The sequence below is a fragment of the Murinocardiopsis flavida genome (genome assembly GCF_003014485.1).
GTDB classification, from domain to species: Bacteria; Actinomycetota; Actinomycetes; order Streptosporangiales; family Streptosporangiaceae; genus Murinocardiopsis; species Murinocardiopsis flavida.
The window spans coordinates 456,024-473,407 of the sequence record NZ_PYGA01000001.1 but is presented as its reverse complement, the minus strand read 5'-3'; the positions used below and the strand labels follow the sequence as shown (position 1 = coordinate 473,407).

At 73.9% G+C, this 17,384-nt stretch carries 16 protein-coding genes; 13 read left to right on the top strand and 3 right to left on the bottom strand.

What is annotated here, in order from left to right; translation table 11 throughout:
- Positions 1 to 77: 77 nt before the first annotated feature.
- The 3 genes from CLV63_RS02080 (at position 78) to CLV63_RS02070 (ending at position 2,490) form a co-directional block, all read left to right on the top strand.
- Positions 78 to 560, top strand: a complete 483-nt coding sequence (locus tag CLV63_RS02080) for an RNA polymerase sigma factor (RefSeq protein ID WP_106581104.1) — start codon at positions 78 to 80, stop codon at positions 558 to 560.
- Positions 557 to 1,183 (top strand): methylated-DNA--[protein]-cysteine S-methyltransferase, encoded by a 627-nt coding sequence (locus CLV63_RS02075; RefSeq protein ID WP_106581103.1) that lies wholly within the window; start codon positions 557 to 559, stop codon positions 1,181 to 1,183. Before CLV63_RS02080 ends, CLV63_RS02075 begins: the two co-directional genes overlap by 4 nt.
- Positions 1,184 to 1,389: 206 nt before the next feature.
- Positions 1,390 to 2,490: a Gfo/Idh/MocA family protein gene (locus tag CLV63_RS02070; protein WP_106581102.1), complete on the top strand. Its 1,101-nt coding sequence runs from the start codon at positions 1,390 to 1,392 to the stop codon at positions 2,488 to 2,490.
- 40 nt (positions 2,491 to 2,530) lie between these two features.
- Here CLV63_RS02070 and CLV63_RS02065 read toward each other — a convergent pair whose 3' ends face one another.
- Entirely contained in the window at positions 2,531 to 3,739 is a 1,209-nt protein-coding gene (locus tag CLV63_RS02065; RefSeq protein WP_106581101.1) for an FAD-dependent oxidoreductase, read from the bottom strand.
- A gap of 76 nt (positions 3,740 to 3,815) precedes the next feature.
- Here CLV63_RS02065 and CLV63_RS02060 point away from each other — a divergent pair, with 76 nt between their 5' ends.
- From CLV63_RS02060 to CLV63_RS02050, 3 genes are all read left to right on the top strand, one after another.
- Positions 3,816 to 4,307: a MarR family winged helix-turn-helix transcriptional regulator gene (locus CLV63_RS02060; RefSeq protein WP_245928524.1), complete on the top strand. Its 492-nt coding sequence runs from the start codon at positions 3,816 to 3,818 to the stop codon at positions 4,305 to 4,307.
- A 56-nt stretch (positions 4,308 to 4,363) separates the two neighbouring features.
- Positions 4,364 to 6,031, top strand: coding sequence for a bifunctional 3'-5' exonuclease/DNA polymerase (locus CLV63_RS02055; protein WP_106581099.1), 1,668 nt, complete (start codon positions 4,364 to 4,366; stop codon positions 6,029 to 6,031).
- Between the two features lie 158 nt (positions 6,032 to 6,189).
- Entirely contained in the window at positions 6,190 to 7,374 is a 1,185-nt protein-coding gene (locus CLV63_RS02050; RefSeq protein WP_394339728.1) for a C40 family peptidase, read from the top strand.
- Positions 7,375 to 7,868: 494 nt separating this feature from the next.
- On the opposite strand, the gene CLV63_RS02045 is transcribed toward CLV63_RS02050, so the two are convergent.
- Both CLV63_RS02045 and CLV63_RS02040 read right to left on the bottom strand, forming a co-directional pair.
- On the bottom strand, positions 7,869 to 8,588 hold the full coding sequence (locus tag CLV63_RS02045) for an IclR family transcriptional regulator (RefSeq protein ID WP_106581097.1): 720 nt from the start codon (positions 8,586 to 8,588) through the stop codon (positions 7,869 to 7,871).
- 110 nt (positions 8,589 to 8,698) lie between these two features.
- Complete coding sequence (locus CLV63_RS02040) at positions 8,699 to 10,474, bottom strand: gamma-glutamyltransferase family protein (protein ID WP_106581096.1); 1,776 nt, start codon at positions 10,472 to 10,474, stop codon at positions 8,699 to 8,701.
- A 275-nt stretch (positions 10,475 to 10,749) separates the two neighbouring features.
- Here CLV63_RS02040 and CLV63_RS02035 point away from each other — a divergent pair, with 275 nt between their 5' ends.
- The 7 genes from CLV63_RS02035 (at position 10,750) to CLV63_RS02005 (ending at position 17,327) form a co-directional block, all read left to right on the top strand.
- Positions 10,750 to 11,709: an MBL fold metallo-hydrolase gene (locus CLV63_RS02035; RefSeq protein WP_106581095.1), complete on the top strand. Its 960-nt coding sequence runs from the start codon at positions 10,750 to 10,752 to the stop codon at positions 11,707 to 11,709.
- A gap of 58 nt (positions 11,710 to 11,767) precedes the next feature.
- Positions 11,768 to 13,462 (top strand): FAD-dependent monooxygenase, encoded by a 1,695-nt coding sequence (locus CLV63_RS02030; RefSeq protein WP_106581094.1) that lies wholly within the window; start codon positions 11,768 to 11,770, stop codon positions 13,460 to 13,462.
- 208 nt (positions 13,463 to 13,670) lie between these two features.
- The gene (locus tag CLV63_RS02025; protein ID WP_211301096.1) at positions 13,671 to 14,429 is read left to right on the top strand and encodes an SDR family NAD(P)-dependent oxidoreductase; all 759 of its coding nucleotides are present in this window, start codon (positions 13,671 to 13,673) and stop codon (positions 14,427 to 14,429) included.
- Between the two features lie 188 nt (positions 14,430 to 14,617).
- Positions 14,618 to 15,808: a fumarylacetoacetase gene (gene fahA / locus CLV63_RS02020; RefSeq protein WP_106581092.1), complete on the top strand. Its 1,191-nt coding sequence runs from the start codon at positions 14,618 to 14,620 to the stop codon at positions 15,806 to 15,808.
- A 107-nt stretch (positions 15,809 to 15,915) separates the two neighbouring features.
- Positions 15,916 to 16,386, top strand: a complete 471-nt coding sequence (locus CLV63_RS02015; protein ID WP_106581259.1) for a Clp protease N-terminal domain-containing protein — start codon at positions 15,916 to 15,918, stop codon at positions 16,384 to 16,386.
- A gap of 74 nt (positions 16,387 to 16,460) precedes the next feature.
- On the top strand, positions 16,461 to 16,814 hold the full coding sequence (locus CLV63_RS02010; RefSeq protein ID WP_106581091.1) for a VOC family protein: 354 nt from the start codon (positions 16,461 to 16,463) through the stop codon (positions 16,812 to 16,814).
- Between the two features lie 108 nt (positions 16,815 to 16,922).
- A complete protein-coding gene (locus CLV63_RS02005) occupies positions 16,923 to 17,327 on the top strand; it encodes a hypothetical protein (RefSeq protein WP_106581090.1) in 405 nt (134 codons plus the stop codon).
- Positions 17,328 to 17,384 lie beyond the last annotated feature (57 nt).

Here is a 17,384-nt window from a genome sequence, read left to right as displayed (position 1 = left end):
TACACCCGGTTGGGTGTGGCGCGCGATTGTGCCGGGGGGCGGCCTCACATTCCGGCGGCCCGTAGCGTTGACCCATTGTGACGCTGAAACCGTTCGAAGAGGTCGTGGCCGAGTACGGGCCGGCCGTCCTGCGAGTGTGCCGGGCCGTACTCGGTCCCGACGACGCGGAGGACGCCTGGTCCGAGACATTCCTGTCCGCGATGCGCGCCTACCCTGACCTGCGACCCGACAGCAATGTCGAGGCGTGGCTGGTCACCATCGCGCACCGCAGGGCGCTGGACCAGTACCGTGCGCGGCGGCGCGCGCCCGTCCCCGCGGACGAGCCGCCCGAGGTGCCGGTGCGCGATCCCGCCCCGGACGATCGCGACCCCGAGCTGTGGGCCGCCCTCGCCGCGCTGACCCTCCGGCAGCGCCAGGCGATCGCCTACCACCACCTGGCGGGGATGCCCTACACCGAGGTCGCGCGCCTCGTCGGCGGCAGCGCCGCCGCAGCGAGGCGGGCGGCGGCCGACGGCATCAAGGCGCTGCGCACCACTTACCCGAGAGGAGCGGACCGATGAACACCTCCAACACCTCCGGACCCGCACCGCACGACGACGTGCTCGCCGCGGTGCCCGAAGCCGACGCGTCGGCGATCGGCCGGCTGCACGAGCGCCTGGCGGCGGCCGCGCGAGCGGAGGGGCTGCTCGACGTCGCCTACCGCACGCTCGACACCCCCGTGGGCTCGCTGCTGCTGGCGGCGACCGAGGAGGGCCTGGTCCGCGTCGCCTACGAACGCGAGGACCACGACGCCGTCCTCGCCCGGATCGCCGCCGAGATCAGTCCGCGCATCCTCGCGGCCCCGGCGCGGCTGGACGCGGCGGCGCGCGAGATGGACGAGTACTTCGCGCACCGGCGGGAGGCCTTCGACCTGCCGCTGGACTTCCGGCTCGCGCGGGGGTTCCGGCGCGACGTGCTGATGCGCCTGCCCGCCATCGGCTACGGCGCGACGGCGAGCTACGCGGCGGTCGCGGCGGCGGCCGGCAGTCCCAAGGCGGTCCGCGCGGCGGGCACAGCGTGCGCGACGAACCCGCTGCCGGTCGTGGTCCCGTGCCACCGGGTGGTGCGCAGCGACGGGTCGGTCGGCCAGTACGTGGGCGGTGTCGACGCCAAACGCGCCCTGCTCGCCCTGGAGGCCGCCTGACGGGTGCGCCGCCGCCACCCGCACGGGCAGCGGCGGCGCCCATTCTCCGCGGCCCGAACCGTTGACAGGAGCGGCGGATCCGGGGCTTGCTTGAGAGCGGACCGAACCGGGGCCCGCGCCCGATCCCCTGACCCCAGGCGCTCGCCGGGCCCGGCAGTAGTGGCCGGAACGAGCAGTGTTGGCTGGAAGAAAGTGGAGGGACTGCCTTGGGTGCTCCGTTGAACGTCGGTGTCGCGGGAGCGGGCAAGATCAGCGGCGCCTACCTGGAGACGCTGGGGCTGTTGCCCGGCGTCCGGGTCAGCGCCGTCGCCGACATCGACCCCGCCCGTGCGCGTGCCGCGCTCGCCCTCGCCCCGGGGGCGGCGGCCGTTGCGGGCGCGGGGGAGCTCGTCGCGCGCGAGGACGTCGATGCGGTGCTCAACCTCACGGTGCCGGCCCTGCACGCCGAGGTGGCGCTGGCCGCCGTCACCGCGGGCAAGCACGTGTACGGGGAGAAGCCCTTGGCGACCACCCGCGGCGACGCCGAGTCGGTGCTCGCCGCCGCGCGGGGCGCGGGGGTGCGGGTCGGGTGCGCGCCCGACACCGTATTGGGGGCCGGCACGCAGACGGCGCGGCGCGCGGTGGAGTCGGGGGTCCTGGGGGAGCCGGTGTCGGCCACGGCGTTCATGGTGGGTTCGGGGCCCGAGGTGTGGCATCCGGACCCGGAGTTCTACTACCTCGCGGGCGGCGGCCCGCTGCTCGACATGGGGCCGTACTACCTGACGGCGCTGGTGCACCTGCTCGGCCCGGTCGCCCGGGTGACCGGCGCCGGTTCGCGGGTGCGCACGGAGAGGACCATCGGCTCCGGGCGCAAGGAGGGGGTGCGGTTCCCGGTCGAGGTCGACTCCCACGTCACCGGGCTCATCGAGCACGAGAGCGGTGCCCTGACCACCTTGGTGATGAGCTTCGACGTGCACGCGGCCCGGGTGCCCCGAATCGAGGTGCACGGGACCGAGGGCTCGTTGTCGGTGCCCGACCCCAACTACTTCGACGGGGCGGTGGAGCTGCACCCCGCGGGCGGGGAGTGGCGGACGCTCGCGCCCTCGGCCGGCTACCGCGGCGCCGCGCGGGGGTACGGGGTGGCCGACATGGCGCGGGCCATCGCCACGGGTCGGCCGCACCGCGCCTCGGCAGAGGTCGCGATGCACGTCCTGGACGTCATGCTGACCCTGGTCGAGGCCTCGGAGCAGCGGGTGTGGCTGCCGGTGGCGACCACCTGCGAGCGGCCCGAAGGTGTGCCGTGGGCGGCGGCTCCCGGCGACCTGTGACGCCGGGAGCGGCGGCGCGGTGGGATCCGCCGCGCCGCCGTCACCGCGCTCCGTTCGCCGGAGCGGCCATGTCGATGCGGTGGTCGAAGATCCAGGAGTGCTTCTTGCGCCAGGAGATCATCGCGAAGACCACGGGCAGGGTCAGGTCGCGCAGGAACACCTGGACGGTCCCGGTGGTCAGCTTGTTGTTGCCGCGCCGCCGCCCCTCGGCGACGATGCTCTCGACGCGGGGCCGCCGCGCCTCCTGGTAGGCGTGCAGCGCCTTGACCGGGTCATCGATGTCGCGCAGGTGCTTCGCGAGGGTCACGGCGTCCTCCATGGCGAGCGACGCGCCCTGCCCGCTGGAGGACGACACCGCGTGGGCGGCGTCGCCGAGCAGGCCCACGCGCCCGCGCGACCAGTGCGGCAGTGAGGCGATGTCGTACACCCCGAAGGTCTGGAAGTTCTCCACCGGGCTCGCTTCGAGGATCCGCGTGATGAACGCGCTGTCGTCGGAGAAGAGGTCGATGATGTGGCGGCGCCACTCGGCCGGGTCCTGCGCGGCGAGCTCGGCGCGGCCGGGTTCGCGGTACGGGAAGTTGACGAACCAGTACACGGAGCCGTCCGGGGCGACCTGGTAGCCGAAGAAGGCGCGGCTGCCGAAGATCATGCGCATGGTGCTCTCGGGGGTGCCGGGGGCGTCGACAGGGGGCGCGACGCCGCCGCAGTTGAGCAGGCCGGTGTACTCGGGCTTGGGGGCGGCCGGGTCGAGGATGGACCGGGTCCGCGAGTGGATCCCGTCGGCGCCGATGAGGACGTCGCCGTGGTCGGTGGTGCCGTCGTCGAACTCGACGGTCACCCCGTTCTCGGTCTCGGTGTAGCCGACCATGCGCTTGCCGAACTCGATGCGCGCGCCCTGCGCGGTGGCGGCTTCGGCGAGCGAGTCCTGGAGCGCGCCCCGCATGATGGTGATGGTGCTCAGGTCCGCACCGAGCTGTTCCGAGTTGTCGGGGATGACGCCCAGGCTGCGGCCGGAGCCGTTCTGGAACTGGATGGCGGTGGTGGGGAGTTCGGCCTGGGCGCGGATGGGGTCGAGCAGGTCCAGTGCGCGCAGGACGGCGAGGCCGTTGGGGGCGAGGGAGAGGAAGGAGCCGAGGGCGGCGGCGGTGCTCTGGTGCGCCTCGTAGACGACGGAGTCGATGCCGACACGCTTGAATGCCGCGGCGGCAACGGGGCCGCCGACGCCGGAACCGATGATCAGCGCTTTCATGGTCTCTCCTGGGGATCTGAAGCGGGGTGCTATTATTTCTTTCGATCGAAAGAAATTTAAATCGAAGGAGGAAGCCGTGTCAAGCGATGACGGGCCGGCGGTCGGACCGCGGCGGGCCGAGCTGCTCGGGCGGCTCGGGGACGCCGGCCGCCGCATGAGCAACGCGGCGGTCATGTTCCACACGGTCCTCAGCGAGAAGCTGGGGATGAGCTCGACGGACTGGAAGACGCTCGACCTGCTCGACCGGCACGGCCCGCTCACGGCGGGGGAACTCGTGCGGCACAGCGGGCTGGCGCCGGCCTCGATCACCGGGGTCATCGACCGGCTGGAGCGGTCCGGCCACGTCAGCCGCTCACGCGACGAGAACGACCGCCGCCGCGTCGTCGTGTCCCTCGACAAGAGCCGCCTCGCCGAGGTCGGGTCGTCCTTCGAGGGGCTGACCGGCGAACTCGCCAAGCTGTACGGCGAGTACGACGACGACCAGTTGGCGCTCATCCTCGACTTCGTCGAGCGCTCGACCGAGATCCAGAGCCGGGCAACGGTCGAACTGCGCACACAGGGCGGCTGACCGCACCGGGCGTGCTCGCCGGGCGTACTGTCACAGCCGGGGCGCACAATCGGAGTATGCGCATCGCGGTGGTCCCCGGCGACGAGGGCAGCGGTCGGCTGTGCGTCCTCGACGCCGACGACCGCCCGTCCGGCGAGGTGCGCCACGTCGCCGACCTCACCGCTGCCGTCGGGGCCGTCGAGGACGCCGCCGCCGAACCGCCGCGGTGGGTCTGGGCCGATACCGGCGAGGTCTACCCCGCGCTGGTCGAGCGCTCGGTGCGGCTGGGCCGGTGCCACGACATCACCCTGGTCGAGAGCCTGCTGCTCGGTCACGCGGGGCGGTTCGGCGAGGCCCACAGCCTCGGCGCGGCCTGGGCCCGGCTGCACGGGCACGTGGTCCCGCCCGACCCCGTGCGCTCCGCGGGCACCGGCGCCGAGACGCCCCCGGCGCTCTTCGAACCCGACCTCTCCACCCTCCCGCCGGGGGTCGACCCCCTCACAGCGGTCATCGAGGTCCACGCCGACCAGCGCCGCCGCATCGCCGCGATCGCGCACCCCGGCCGGTTCGCGCTGCTCGGGGCGGTCGAGTCCGCCGGCGCCATGACCGCCGTGGAGATGGGGCACGACGGCGTGCCGTGGCGGCCCGACCTCCATGACCAGGTGCTCAGCGAGCAGCTCGGCAAGCGGCCCGCGCGCGGCGACCGCCCGCCCGTCCTCGCCGAGCTCGCCGCCCGCATCAGCGCCGAGTTCGGCCGCACCGTCAACCCCGACTCCCCGGTCCAGCTGCTGAAGGCGTTCGGCGCCATCGGCCACCCGGTGCCGTCGACCCGCTCCTGGGTGCTCAAGGAGGTCGATCACCCCGTCATCCCGCACCTGCTGCGCTACAAGGAGCTGGCGCGGCTGCACTCCGCCCACGGCTGGTCCTGGCTCGACTCCTGGGTGCGCGGTGGCCGGTTCCGGCCCGATTACGTCGTCGGCGGCGTTGTCTCGGGCCGCTGGGCCACCCGGGGCGGGGGCGCGTTGCAGATCCCCAAGATCGTGCGGCGCGCGGTCATGGCCGACCCCGACCGCACCCTCGTCACCGTCGACGCCGGGCAGCTCGAACCCCGCATCCTCGCCGCGGTGTCCGGCGACTCCGCCCTCGCAGCCGCGGCGGGCAGCGAGGATCTCTACACCCGGCTCGCCGGGGAGTTCGGCGGCGACCGCGAGCGCGCCAAGATCGGCGTGCTCGCCGCCATGTACGGCCAGACCGGCGGCGACGCCGCCCCGCTGCTCGCCGTCATGCGCCGCACCTTCCCGCGCGCCATGGACTACGTCGACGGCGCCGCCGGCCTGGGGGAGCGCGGCCGCCTCGTCCGGTCGTGGCTGGGCCGCACCTGCCCGCCGCCGTCGCCCTCCTGGCGGCGGGTGGCGGGCGACAGCGGCGACGGCGCCCGCGCGGCGCGCGAGCGCGGCCGCTTCACCCGCAACTTCGTCATCCAGGCCACCGCGGCCGAGTGGGCCCTCGTCCTCATGGCGGCGGTCCGGCGCGGGCTCACCCGGCTCGACCCCGCCCCCGGAACGGCCCAGCTCGTGTTCTTCCAACACGACGAACTCGTGCTGCACGTCCCCCGCGCGCTCGCCGGGCCGGTCGTGGAGCTGCTGCACGACGCCGAGGAGCAGACCCGCGCGCTGCTCTTCGGGCCGACTCCGGTCAGGTTCCCCTTGGACATCTCCGTGGTCGACTGCTATGCCGACGCATGAACCGCTCGCCGACTCCCGGCGTGGCACAAAGGTTCACCACGCGGTCGCTTGAATTGCGCGCCCGATGGTTCCATTCTTGGTTGGACCGAGAACGCGCACGGCCGACCGGGTCCCCCGCGGCGGCCCGAGGCGCGGAGACGACTGGGAGTTGGTGCGGAGTGCGGCGTCGTTGGGCGGAGTGTGCTGGCACGACGGTGGCGTTCGCAGTGGTCCTCGGGGGGTTCGCGCCGCCCGCATGGGCCGACCCCGTCCCCAACGTCCAGGACCGCCCCCCTGTCGACGCCCAGACCACCGAGCCGCGCGCCGCGGCATCGGGCGAGGGGGCGCAGCGCGGCACGAAGGACGCCCCTCCCGTCGCCGACACCCGCGACCTCAAGCGCGACGTCGACGTCGCGGAGTTCGACAAGGCGCGCTCGCGCCAGTACTTCGCGGCGGCGGCCGACACCCTGAGCGACGCCCAGATCGAGAAGGTGCGCGGCCTCAAGGGCGTCAAGGCCGTCGAGGTCGTCGACGCCGCGCGGGTCCAGGTCGAGGGCGAGGCCACCTCGGTGCTCGGCGTCGACCCGTCCACGTTCCGCAACTTCGCGCCGAAGCCCTCGGCGAAGTCCGACGAGGTGTGGCAGGGCATCGCCGAGGGCCGCATCGCGCTGTCCAACGACGCGGGGAAGCAGCGCGGCCTGAAGGTGGGCTCCGACGTCACCGTCGCGGGCGGCAAGGGCGAGGTCCGCAAGGAGGTGTGGACCCACGCCACGTCGGGTGTCGCCGGTATCGACGCGCTGGTCTCCCGCGAGTCGGCGGCAGCGATGGGCTTCCCCGAGGGCAACGCGCTGGTGGTCTCCGCGCCAAAGGCCGACCTGTGGAAGCTCAAGGACGACCTCACCGAGGCGCTGGGCGAGGACGTCGCCCTGCAACTGCTCGCCGAGAACCCCGAGCCCCGGCCGTCCGACGCCAAGGGCGACGCCGTCGGCGGCGACGTCGTGGAGTCCATGATCTCGGCCGCCGAGTCCCAGAAGGGCGTGCCGTACGTGTGGGGCGGCGAGACCCCCGATGGCGGGTTCGACTGCTCCGGCCTGGTGCAGTGGGCGTTCGCGAAGTCCGGTGTGGCGGTGCCCCGCGTGACCCACGACCAGTGGTACGCGGGCGAGCACGTCGAGCTGGCCGACGCCGAGCGCGGCGACCTGATCTTCTGGCGCAGCGACCCCACCGCGCCCGACTACATCTCGCACGTCGCGATCTACCTCGGCGACGGGAAGATGCTGGAGGCGCCGCGCACCGGCGACGTCGTGAAGGAGACCGACGTCCGCACCGCCAAGCTCGCCGGGGTGGTCCGGGTCCACACCTGAGGGGTGGCCCGGCCCCGCCGGGGAGCGGCGGGCGGCACGGCAGGCGCAGGGCAGGCACTGGGAAGGCACAGCGCCGGAGCGGCGCAGCGGCGGCAGAGAGCGGCACAGGGCGGCACAGGGCGAGAGAGCGGCACAGGGCGGCACAGAGAATGGGGCCGTGCCCGTGGGCACGGCCCCATTGGCCTCATGGGCTGAGTACGGCCGGGAGGGGAGTGGCCGGACTCAGCCCAAGAGGGGAGGCAGGGGGCAACTGAGGGAGGGGGTTCAGTAGTACCGACCCTGCGGGACGTATTTCGTTAATCGAACAAGGCGATTCTTTATTCGAACAACGTTGTGTTCCGGGTCAAGGAAAGCAGTGAACGGGCGATTTGGCAAGAGTGGGAGAGCGATGACCGCAAGGGCGGAAAACCGCCCGGATCGCCGCCCCGCGGCGGCGACCAGCGCCTTCCCCGGATGCGCCCCCGCGGCCCGCTCGGAGCGGGCACGCCGGGGCGCTACCCCTGACCGGCCGTGATCTCCTTGGCGGCCGCCCGGACGCGCTCGCCGAGCACCCGGCGCTCCTCGGGGTCGCCCTCGGGCGGTTCGAGGAAGATCAGCGCCACCGACGCCGGTGCGGGCGCCGAGGGGATCGGCGCGGCGACGGCCGACATCCCCGTCAGCACCTCGCTGCGCGAGTACGCCCAGCCGGACTCGCGGACCCGCGCCACCTCGGAGCGCTCACCGGCGCGCTCGGGGCGGGCGGCCAGCAGCGCGAGGCCCGGCGCACCCCGGTCGAGCGGGTGGCGCACGCCCGGCGCGTAGGCGATGTGCGCGTCCGATTGGCGCGGTTCGACGGTGAGCAGGGTGACGGCCTCATCGCCGCTCGGCACGACGACGAACGCGGTCATCCCGGTCTCGTCGGCCAGCCCGGACAGGACCGGCAGCGCGGCCGACTGCAACGGCCGGGAGACGCCGCGCGCCAGCGCGGGCAGCCCGGGGCCGAGCTCGTAGCCGCCGTCGGCGGTGCGGGCCACCAGCCGGTGGTCCTCCAATGTGCGCAGGATCCGGTAGATGATCGACCGGTGGACCTCCAGCGACCGGGCGAGGTCGATGATGGTCATGGGGCGGCCGCGGTCGCGCAGGGTCTCCAGCACCCGGACGCCGCGGTCGAGCGTCTGGGACCTGCTGCCCGACGGCTCGGTGCCGTGGTTCCGTGGGGTTGCGCCGTCGGCCATGCGCACTCCTATCGCGGGAGGTCGTCCATCGTTTCACAAGGGAGCCGGTACGGCGCCGGTACGGCGCCGGTGCAGAGCCGGTACGGCGCCGGGGGCGCCGTACCGGAGTGCTACCGTCCGGCCGCGTAGCCCTGCGCCCCGCGGGGGTTCGCCGCGGCCCGCAACTCCCCGGTGCCGGGGTCGCGTGCGACGGCGCTCAGCCGGCCGAGCGACCAGGGGTCGGCCACGACCACCCGGTGCCCCCGCCGCCGTAGGTCCGCGATCGCGTCGGCGCCCAGCCTCGATTCGACGAGGACCTCGCCCGCCGCCGTCTCGCGCGGGTGGAACGACGAGGGGAACGCGTTGGTGTGGAACATCGGGGCGTCGATCCCGGCCTGGAGGTCCATGCCGCCGTGCATGAGCCGCAGGAAGTACGTGAACGACCACTGGTCCTGCTGGTCGCCGCCCGGGGTGCCGAACGCCATGACCGGGTCGCCGCCGCGGGTGACCAGGGTCGGGCTGAGTGTGCTGCGCGGGCGCCTGCGGGGCGCGATCGCGCTCGGCGACCGCGGGTCTAGCCAGAACATCTGGCCGCGGGTGCCGAGCGGGAATCCCAGGTCGCCGATGACGGGTGAGCCGGTCAGCCAGCCGCCGCTCGGGGTCGCGGCGATCATGTTCCCCGCGGCGTCGACCACGTCCAGGTGGCAGGTGTCGCCCCGCTGCACGGCGCCGTCGAGTGTGGGCTCGCCCGTGGTGGCGAAGCCGGGGCCGTAGGTCCCGGCGGGGACCGGGTCGACGACGAACGGCTCGCGGCCGGCGACGGTGCCGGGGCGCAGGTCCAGGGACGCGTCGTCGGCGACCAGCGCCGCGCGGGCGGCGGCGTAGCGGGGGTCGAGGAGGGCGTCCAGCGGCACATCGGTGTGGTCGGGGTCGCCGTACCACGCCTCCCTGTCGGCGAACGCGAGCTTGGCGGCCTCCACGACGCGGTGGACGAACTCGGCCGACCCGGTGTCGAGCTCCCCGGTGCCGAGCTCCTCCGCGAGCCGGAGCTGCTGGAGGAAGACCGGCCCCTGGCCCCATGGCCCGGTCTTGTGCACGGTCAGTCCCGCGTAGTCGACGTGCGCGGTCGGTTCGTACCGGGCGCGCCATTGGGCGAGGTCGTCGGCCGTGAGCAGCGCGTCGTGGTGGGCGCCGCTGCCGTCGGGCCGCGGCTGGGCGAGGAACGCGGCGATCGACTCGGCGATGAAGCCTTCGCGCCATACCCGGCGGGCGGCGTCGATGCGGCCCTCGCGGGTGCGGGCGGCGCCGCCGGACTCGGCGAGGATCCGCTTGAAGGTGCCGGCCAGCACCTCGTTGTGCAGGGACGAGCCTTCGCGGGGCAGGGACCCGCCGGGCAGGTACAGCTCGGCGGAGGTCGGCCACCAGCGGGAGAACACCGGGGCGACGTCGGCGAGCTTGGCGCGGATCTGCGGCAGCAGCGGGAAGCCGCCGGCCGCGTAGCCGATGGCGTACTCCAGGACGTCGCGGAGTTCGAAGGTGCCGTGGTCGCGGAGCAGCAGCAGCCAGGCGTCGAAGGCGCCGGGCACGCACGCCGGCAGCACCCCGCTGCCGGGGACGCGGTCCATCCCCGCGAACGCCGCGATGTCCGCTGCGGCGGGGGCGGGCCCTTGGCCGTTCAGGACGGTCGGTTCGCCGCCCACCGCCTGGAAGATGATCGGGACCTCGCCGCCGGGGCCGTTCAGGTGCGGTTCGACGACCTGGAGGGCGAAGCCGGTGGCGACGGCGGCGTCGAAGGCGTTGCCGCCGCGTTCGAGTACCGACATCCCTGCCGCGCTCGCCAACCAGTGCGTCGAAGCCACCATGCCGAAACCGCCGCGCAGTTCGGGCCGGGTGGTGAAGTCGGGCATCGCGGGTGTGCCTTTCCGTGGGGGAGGTCCGGCGGGGCCGCCGGACCTGCGCCGCGGCGGTGTTGCCGTTTCCGGGTGCCGCGGCCGGGGGACGTCGGTAGTCGGGGGGTAACAGTTTGCGGGTTGGCGGTTCGAGGATTACCAGTCGGGCGGCAACGGATTCGGGGGCTTGTGGGTGGGGCGGGTCACACTTACCATCACTCGTACCGCGAATCTCTAATAACGAACCATAAATTCGATAATCGAACAAGAATCGAACAAGGAGTGCGTCCCGAATGGGCAAGCCCTTCGCGAGCTCCACGGACCTCGATGAGAAGCAGCAGACCCTTGAGGTCCTCGCCGACGGCGTGTACGCGCTGACCGCCGAAGGCGACCCCAACGTCGGCGCCATCGAGGGCGAGGACTTCGTCGTCTGCTTCGAGGCGCTGGCCACACCGGTCGCCGCGCGCGACTGGCTGGCCCTGCTCCGGCAGCACACCGACAAACCGGTGCGCTACCTGGTGCTCTCGCACTACCACGCGGTGCGGGTCCTCGGCGCGAGCGCGTTCGATGCCGACGTCGTCGTCGCCCATGAGCAGACCCGCGCCCTGATCGCCGAGCGCGGCAGGCAGGACTGGGACAGCGAGTACGGGCGCATGCCGCGGCTGTTCCGCGACCCGTCGTCCATCCCGGGGCTGACCTGGCCGACCGCCACGTTCAACGACCGCTTCACGATAGACCTCGGCGGCGACCGCGGCGAACTCGTCCTCGCCCACTGCGGGCGCGGCCACACCGAGGGCGACATCGTCGCCTGGCTGCCGCGGCACCGCATCCTGTTCGCGGGCGACCTCGTCGAGGCCCAGGCCGCCCTCTACACCGGCGACGCCTTCCACCACGAATGGGCCACCACCACCCTCGACCGCGTGGCCGCCTTCGGCGCCGAGGCGCTCGTGGGCGGGCGCGGCGCCGTCGCCCGCGGGGCCGAGGCCTGCGCGGCGGCCGTCGACCAGACCCGCGGCTTCCTCGACGTCATGCGCGCCGAGGTCGGAGCGGTGCACCGCGGCGGCGGCACCCTCAAGGACGCGTTCCAGGCCGCGCACACCGCGCTGGCGCCGACGTTCGGCCGGTGGCCCATCTTCGAGCACTGCCTGCCCTTCGACGTCGCCCGGCTCTGGGAGGAGTACGACGGCGTCGAGCGCCCAACGGTGTGGACGGCCGAGCGCGACCGCGAGATCTGGGCCCGATTGCAGGACTGACCACCGCCGGGGGCAGCGAGCAGGGAGCACGGGAGCACGGGAACCGACAGGAGTGACCATGGCGCCGATCGTTCCGCCCCCGGCCGCGGCGGCCGACGACCGTCCGCCGCCCGCCGCGGCACCGGACGCCCCTCCGGTGCTCATCGCGGGCGCCGGGCCGGTGGGGCTGTGCACGGCGCTGACCCTCGCGCGGTTCGGCGTGCCGTCGGTGGTCCTGGAGGCGCAGGCCGAGCGCGACGCCGCCTACTTCCGGACCACCGGGTCCAAGGCCATCTGCTTCCAGCGCGACGTCCTGGACGTCTTCGACCGGCTCGGCGCCGCCGAGCGGCTCCTCGCCGAAGGCACCACCTGGACGACGGCCCGCACCTTTTACCGCGAGCACGAGATCCGCACGGTCACCTTCGCCGGGCGGGCCCCGGCGTTCACCGGTGAGCTCCCGCCCTGGATCAACATCTCCCAGGCGCGGGTCGAGCAGGAGCTGATGCGCGCCGCGGCCGCCGAACCGCTCGTCGCCCTGCGCTTCGACAGCCCCGTCACCGGGCTCGCGCAGGACGCCGGGGGCGTGACCGTGCGCACCGGGGGCGCCGCCGAGGGGACCCACCGCGGCACGCATCTGGTGGGCGCCGACGGCGCGCGCAGCGCGGTCCGCGGCCTCCTGGGGATCGGCTTCCCCGGGGAGTCCTACGCCGACCGCTTCCTCATCTGCGACATCCGGGCCGACCTGCCGTTCCCCAAGGAGCGCCGGTTCTACTTCGACCCGGCGTGGAACCCGGGCCGCCAGGTGCTCGTCCACCAGTGCCCCGACTCCACCTGGCGGATCGACTGGCAGGTCCCCGACGATTACGACCCCGAGGCCGAAGCGGGCAGCGGCGCGCTGGAGGAGCGCATCCGGCGCATCGTGGGCGACCGGCCCTACGAGGTCGTCTGGTCGTCGGTGTACCGCTTCCACGAGAGGTGCGCCGACCGGCTGCGCGCCGGACGCGTGTTCCTGGCCGGCGACGCCGCGCACCTGTACGCGCCGTTCGGCGCGCGCGGCCTCAACTCCGGGGTCCAGGACGCCGAGAACATCGGCTGGAAGCTGGCTGTCGCGCGGCGCCTGGCGGGGGAGCGCGAAAGCGAGGCGCTGCTCGACAGCTACGCGAGCGAACGCCGCTCCGCCGCGTTGGAGAACCTCGCCGTCACCGGCGCCACCATGCGCTTCCTCGTGCCGCAGGACGAAGCGCAGTGGGAGGTGCGCCGGTCCACCCTCGAACGCGCCATCACCGACCCGGCGGCGCGCGAGAGCATCGACTCCGGCCGGCTCGCGGTGCCCCACGTCTACGCCGATTCGCCGCTGACCAGCCCGGCACGGCCGGGCGTCGGCGGGCCCGTGCCCGGCGCCATCTGCCCCGACGGCCCGTGCCGCGGCCCCGGCGGTACCGGGGCCACACGGTTCCGCCGGCTCCTCGGCGCCGGGTTCACCGTGCTCGCTCCCGACGCAGCGGGCGCAGCGGCCGCCGCGTCGGCCGTCGCCGGTCTCCCGGTCCCCGTGCGGGTCCACGCGCTCGACGCCATCGACCCCGACGGGCGGCTCACCGCGCTCCTCGGCGGCGTGCCGGGCGCTGTGTACGTCCTGCGGCCCGACGCCCACCTGTGCGCCGTGCTCCCGGACGCCGACCCGCGGGAGGTCCGGGCGGCCGTCCAGCGCGCCAGCGGGCGCCGCGACCCCGCCGAACCCGGAGTGGCGGAGCGGGCCCCCGCCCCGGCGCCCTGACGTCCCGCCGCCGAGTGCGGGGCGGGTTCTCGGGTCGGCGGGCGCCCAGACGGTGGGGCGTGCGCCGCGCAACGGACGTGCAGGGCCTAAGGTTCGGGGTGGATCAGGTGGCGCCCGCAACGGCGGGGACCGCCTGATCCTGAACGAGCGGTGCCCGGCGGTCGGTTCCGGGCACCTGGCGGTCCGGCGGCAGTGGGGTGTGGGTGTGATGGGCAAGACCGCGGTGGTCACCGGGGCGAGCAGCGGAATCGGGGCGGCCTGCGCGCGCGGCCTCGCCGCAGCGGGCTACGAGGTGGTGCTGCTGGCGCGGCGGGCCGAGCGGCTCGACGCGCTGGCGGCGGAACTGGGCGGGCGCGCGTTCCCCGTCGACATCACCGACCGTGCCGCGGTCGACGCCGCCGTCGGCGGGCTGGAGCGCTGCGACGTCCTGGTGAACAACGCGGGCGGCGCCCTCGGCACCGAGACCGTCGCCGCGGGCGACCCCGCCGACTGGGCGCGCATGTACGAGGTGAACGTGCTCGGCAGCATGCACGTCACCCAGGCCCTGCTGCCGCTGCTGCGGGCGCCGCGCGACGAGTGCGGGACCATCGTCACGATCACCTCGACGGCGGCTCTCGGCGTCTACGAGGGCGGCGGCGGGTACACGGCGGCCAAACACGCCGAGCGCGCGTTCACCGAGACGCTGCGCCTGGAGCTGTGCGGCGAACCCGTGCGCGTCATCGACATCGCCCCCGGGATGGTGCACACGGGCGAGTTCGCGCTGAACCGGTACCGGGGCGACGCCGACCGCGCCGACGCGGTCTACGCCGACGTCGACCGCCCGCTCACGCCCGAGGACGTCGCGGGCTGCGTCACCTGGGTGATCGCCCAGCCGGCGCACGTCAACATCGACCGGTTGGTCGTCCGCCCCCTGGCGCAGGCGGCCCAGCACCGCCTGCACCGCGGTCCGCTGTTCGCCGAGAAGTAGCGCACCGCGCACGCCAACGCGGTCCGGCCGGTCGAGCCCGGTCGGTGCGGTCCGGCCAGTGTGGTCCAGTCAGCAGTGCGGTCCAGTCAGCAGTGCGGTCCGGTCAGTGCGGTCCGACCAGTGCAGTCCGGCCAGTGCGGTCCAGTCAGTTCAGTCCGGCCAGTGCAGTCCGGTCAATAAGGAGAACCGTGTCGACCACCTGGGTCCCCGGAGCCGACGACTCCGGCTTCGGCGCCGACAACCTGCCCTACGGAGTGTTCGTCCGGGGCGGCGCCGCCCCCCGGGTGGGTGTGCGCATCGGCGACCACATCCTCGACCTCGCGGGCGCGCTGGGCGAGCCCGAGTTCTTCGCCGATTCGCTCAACCCGTTCATGGCGCGGGGGTCGACCGCCTGGCGGTCGACCCGTTCCAAGGCCGCCGGGATGCTCGCGGCCGACGCCGCCCGCCCGCAGGCCGAACCGCACCTGGTGCCGCTCGCGGAGACCCGGCTGCTGCCGCCGTTCACCGTGGGCGACTACGTGGACTTCTACAGCTCGCTGGAGCACGCGACCAACGTCGGCCGGATGTTCCGGCCCGGCGAGGAGCCGTTGAATCCCAACTGGCGGCACCTGCCGGTGGCGTACCACGGCCGCGCGGGCACCGTGGTGCCGTCGGGCACCGATATCGTGCGGCCGTGCGGGCAGCGCAGGGGCGACACCGGCGAACCGGTGTTCGGCCCCAGCACCCGGCTCGACATCGAGGCGGAGCTGGGGTTCGTGGTCGGTACCGGCACGTCGCTCGGCCGTTCGGTGCCGACCGACGCCTTCGCCGAGCACGTGTTCGGCGTGGTGGTCGTGAACGACTGGTCGGCGCGCGACATCCAGGCATGGGAGTACGTGCCGCTCGGCCCGTTCCAGGGCAAGTCGTTCGCCACGTCGGTCTCGCCGTGGGTGGTCCCCCTCGACGCGCTTGGCGCCGCCCGGTTCGCGGGGCGGGAGCAGGTCCCCGCTCCGCTGCCGTACCTGCACCGCGGCGCCGATTGGGGGCTCGACCTCGCCATGGAGGTCCGCGTCAACAATGAGCTCGTCTCCCGGCCGCCGTACGCGGCGATGTACTGGACGCCCGACCAGATGCTCGCGCACCTTACCTGCAACGGGGCATCGTTGCGCACGGGGGACCTCTACGCCTCGGGCACGGTGTCCGGGGCCCGCCCCGACCAGCGCGGGTCGCTGCTGGAACTCACGTGGAACGGGGCCGAGCCGCTGGAGCTGGACTTCGGCCGCCGCGGTTTCCTGCTGGACGGCGACACCGTCGCCATCTCCGCCACCGCGCGCGGCATGGGCGGCGGCACCATCAGCCTGGGAGAGGTGCGCGGAACCGTCGTCCCGGGGAACTGCTGAGAACACCGAACCTCATGCCGTCAACATTCATTGACTTCGAACGTTCGTCAATGTAAATTGACGAACGTAGATGTCGATGGCAGTCGGCGGCAATGGAGGTCGGGATCATGTTCGAGCGGTTCACCGAAGAGGCACGTGCGGCCGTGACCGGGGCGCAGGCGCAGGCGGTGCGCCTCGGCCACCAGCGGGTCAGGGCGGGGCACCTGCTCCTCGCCCTCATCGACGACGACGCGGGGGCCGGGGCCCGAGCGCTGCGGTCGGCGGGCGCGGACCCCGGCCCGCTCCGCAGCAGCGCCGAGGAGGTCCTCGGTGCCGTCGACGAGCGGCGCAGGGAGGGCCGCGGCCTGCTCGAAAAGCTCCGCGGGGGGCACATCCCGTTCGGGGGCGACACCAAGACGGCCCTGAAGGGTGCCCTCAGCGCCGCGGTGCAGCGGGGCCAGGGCGACATCGGGGCCGCCCACCTGTTCCTGGGCGTGCTCACCGACGAGACGGGCACCGCCGTCCACGCCCTGGAAGAAGCCGGGGTCGACGTCCCCGCCCTCCACGCCGCAGCGGAATCAGCCGCCGACGGCGGCTGATTCCGCTGCGGCGCGGGCATCGAGGTGCGCTAGGTTCGGCCCCGCGCCGTTCGCCGACCACGCGGAGGTCCCCCATGCTGCACCACGTGCTCCTCGCCTGCCCGCCCGGTTCCGAGGACCGCTCGCGCCGCTTCTACGAGGGTGTGCTCGGTCTGGCCGAGATCCCGAAACCGGCCTCGCTCGAAGGGCGCGGCGGCTGCTGGTTCCGGGGCTTCGGCATCGAACTCCACCTGGGTGTCGAGGAGGACTTCCGGCCGGCCCGCAAGGCCCACCCGGGGCTGCTGGTCGGCGACATCGACGCGTGGGCGCGCCGCCTTTCGGCGGCCGGGTCCCCGGTCGTGTGGGACGACGGGTTCCCCGGGATGCGCCGCTTCTACACCGACGATCCGCATGGCAACCGCTTGGAGGTCCTCGAACTGGTCGAGTGAGGCCGGCTCCGTCGATGATATAAAATGAAAATCATTTTCATTCGAGTCGGGGTCAGGCCCGGCTCGGGCGCGGGGGTTCTCCGCGTTGTATCGGTATCGAGGAGCGCTATGGACCGCCCTGCTGCGCGCGGCCGCGACGGCCGTCCCGGGTTCGTCACGGTGACGTGCGGGTGCAGCACCTGCCCGCACGCACCCGGCAGGGACGCGATGGACCGGCTGCGCAGGACCGTCCGGTCCACACCGCACGGCATCCTCCTGTCGGCCCACTGCCTGATCGGGCTGTGCGCCGACCGGCGGAGCGCGTCGCCGCGGCCCGGGTTCAGCGCGGTCGTGCAGCCCGCTGAGAGCGGCACGACGCCCACCGGACCGCCCTACCTCGTGGGCCCCATCGGCACGCCCGGGGAACTGGCGCGGCTGTGCGGCTGGCTCGCCGCGCCCCGGCCCTGCACGGGCGGCCCTCCGGGCGGGCTGGCGTCGCGCGTGCACCGCACCGAGGCCCCGCGCCGGGACTGACCACCGGGACCCGGCCGCTCGGACGGGTCGCGTGGGCGGGCCGCTGGGCGCCGCACG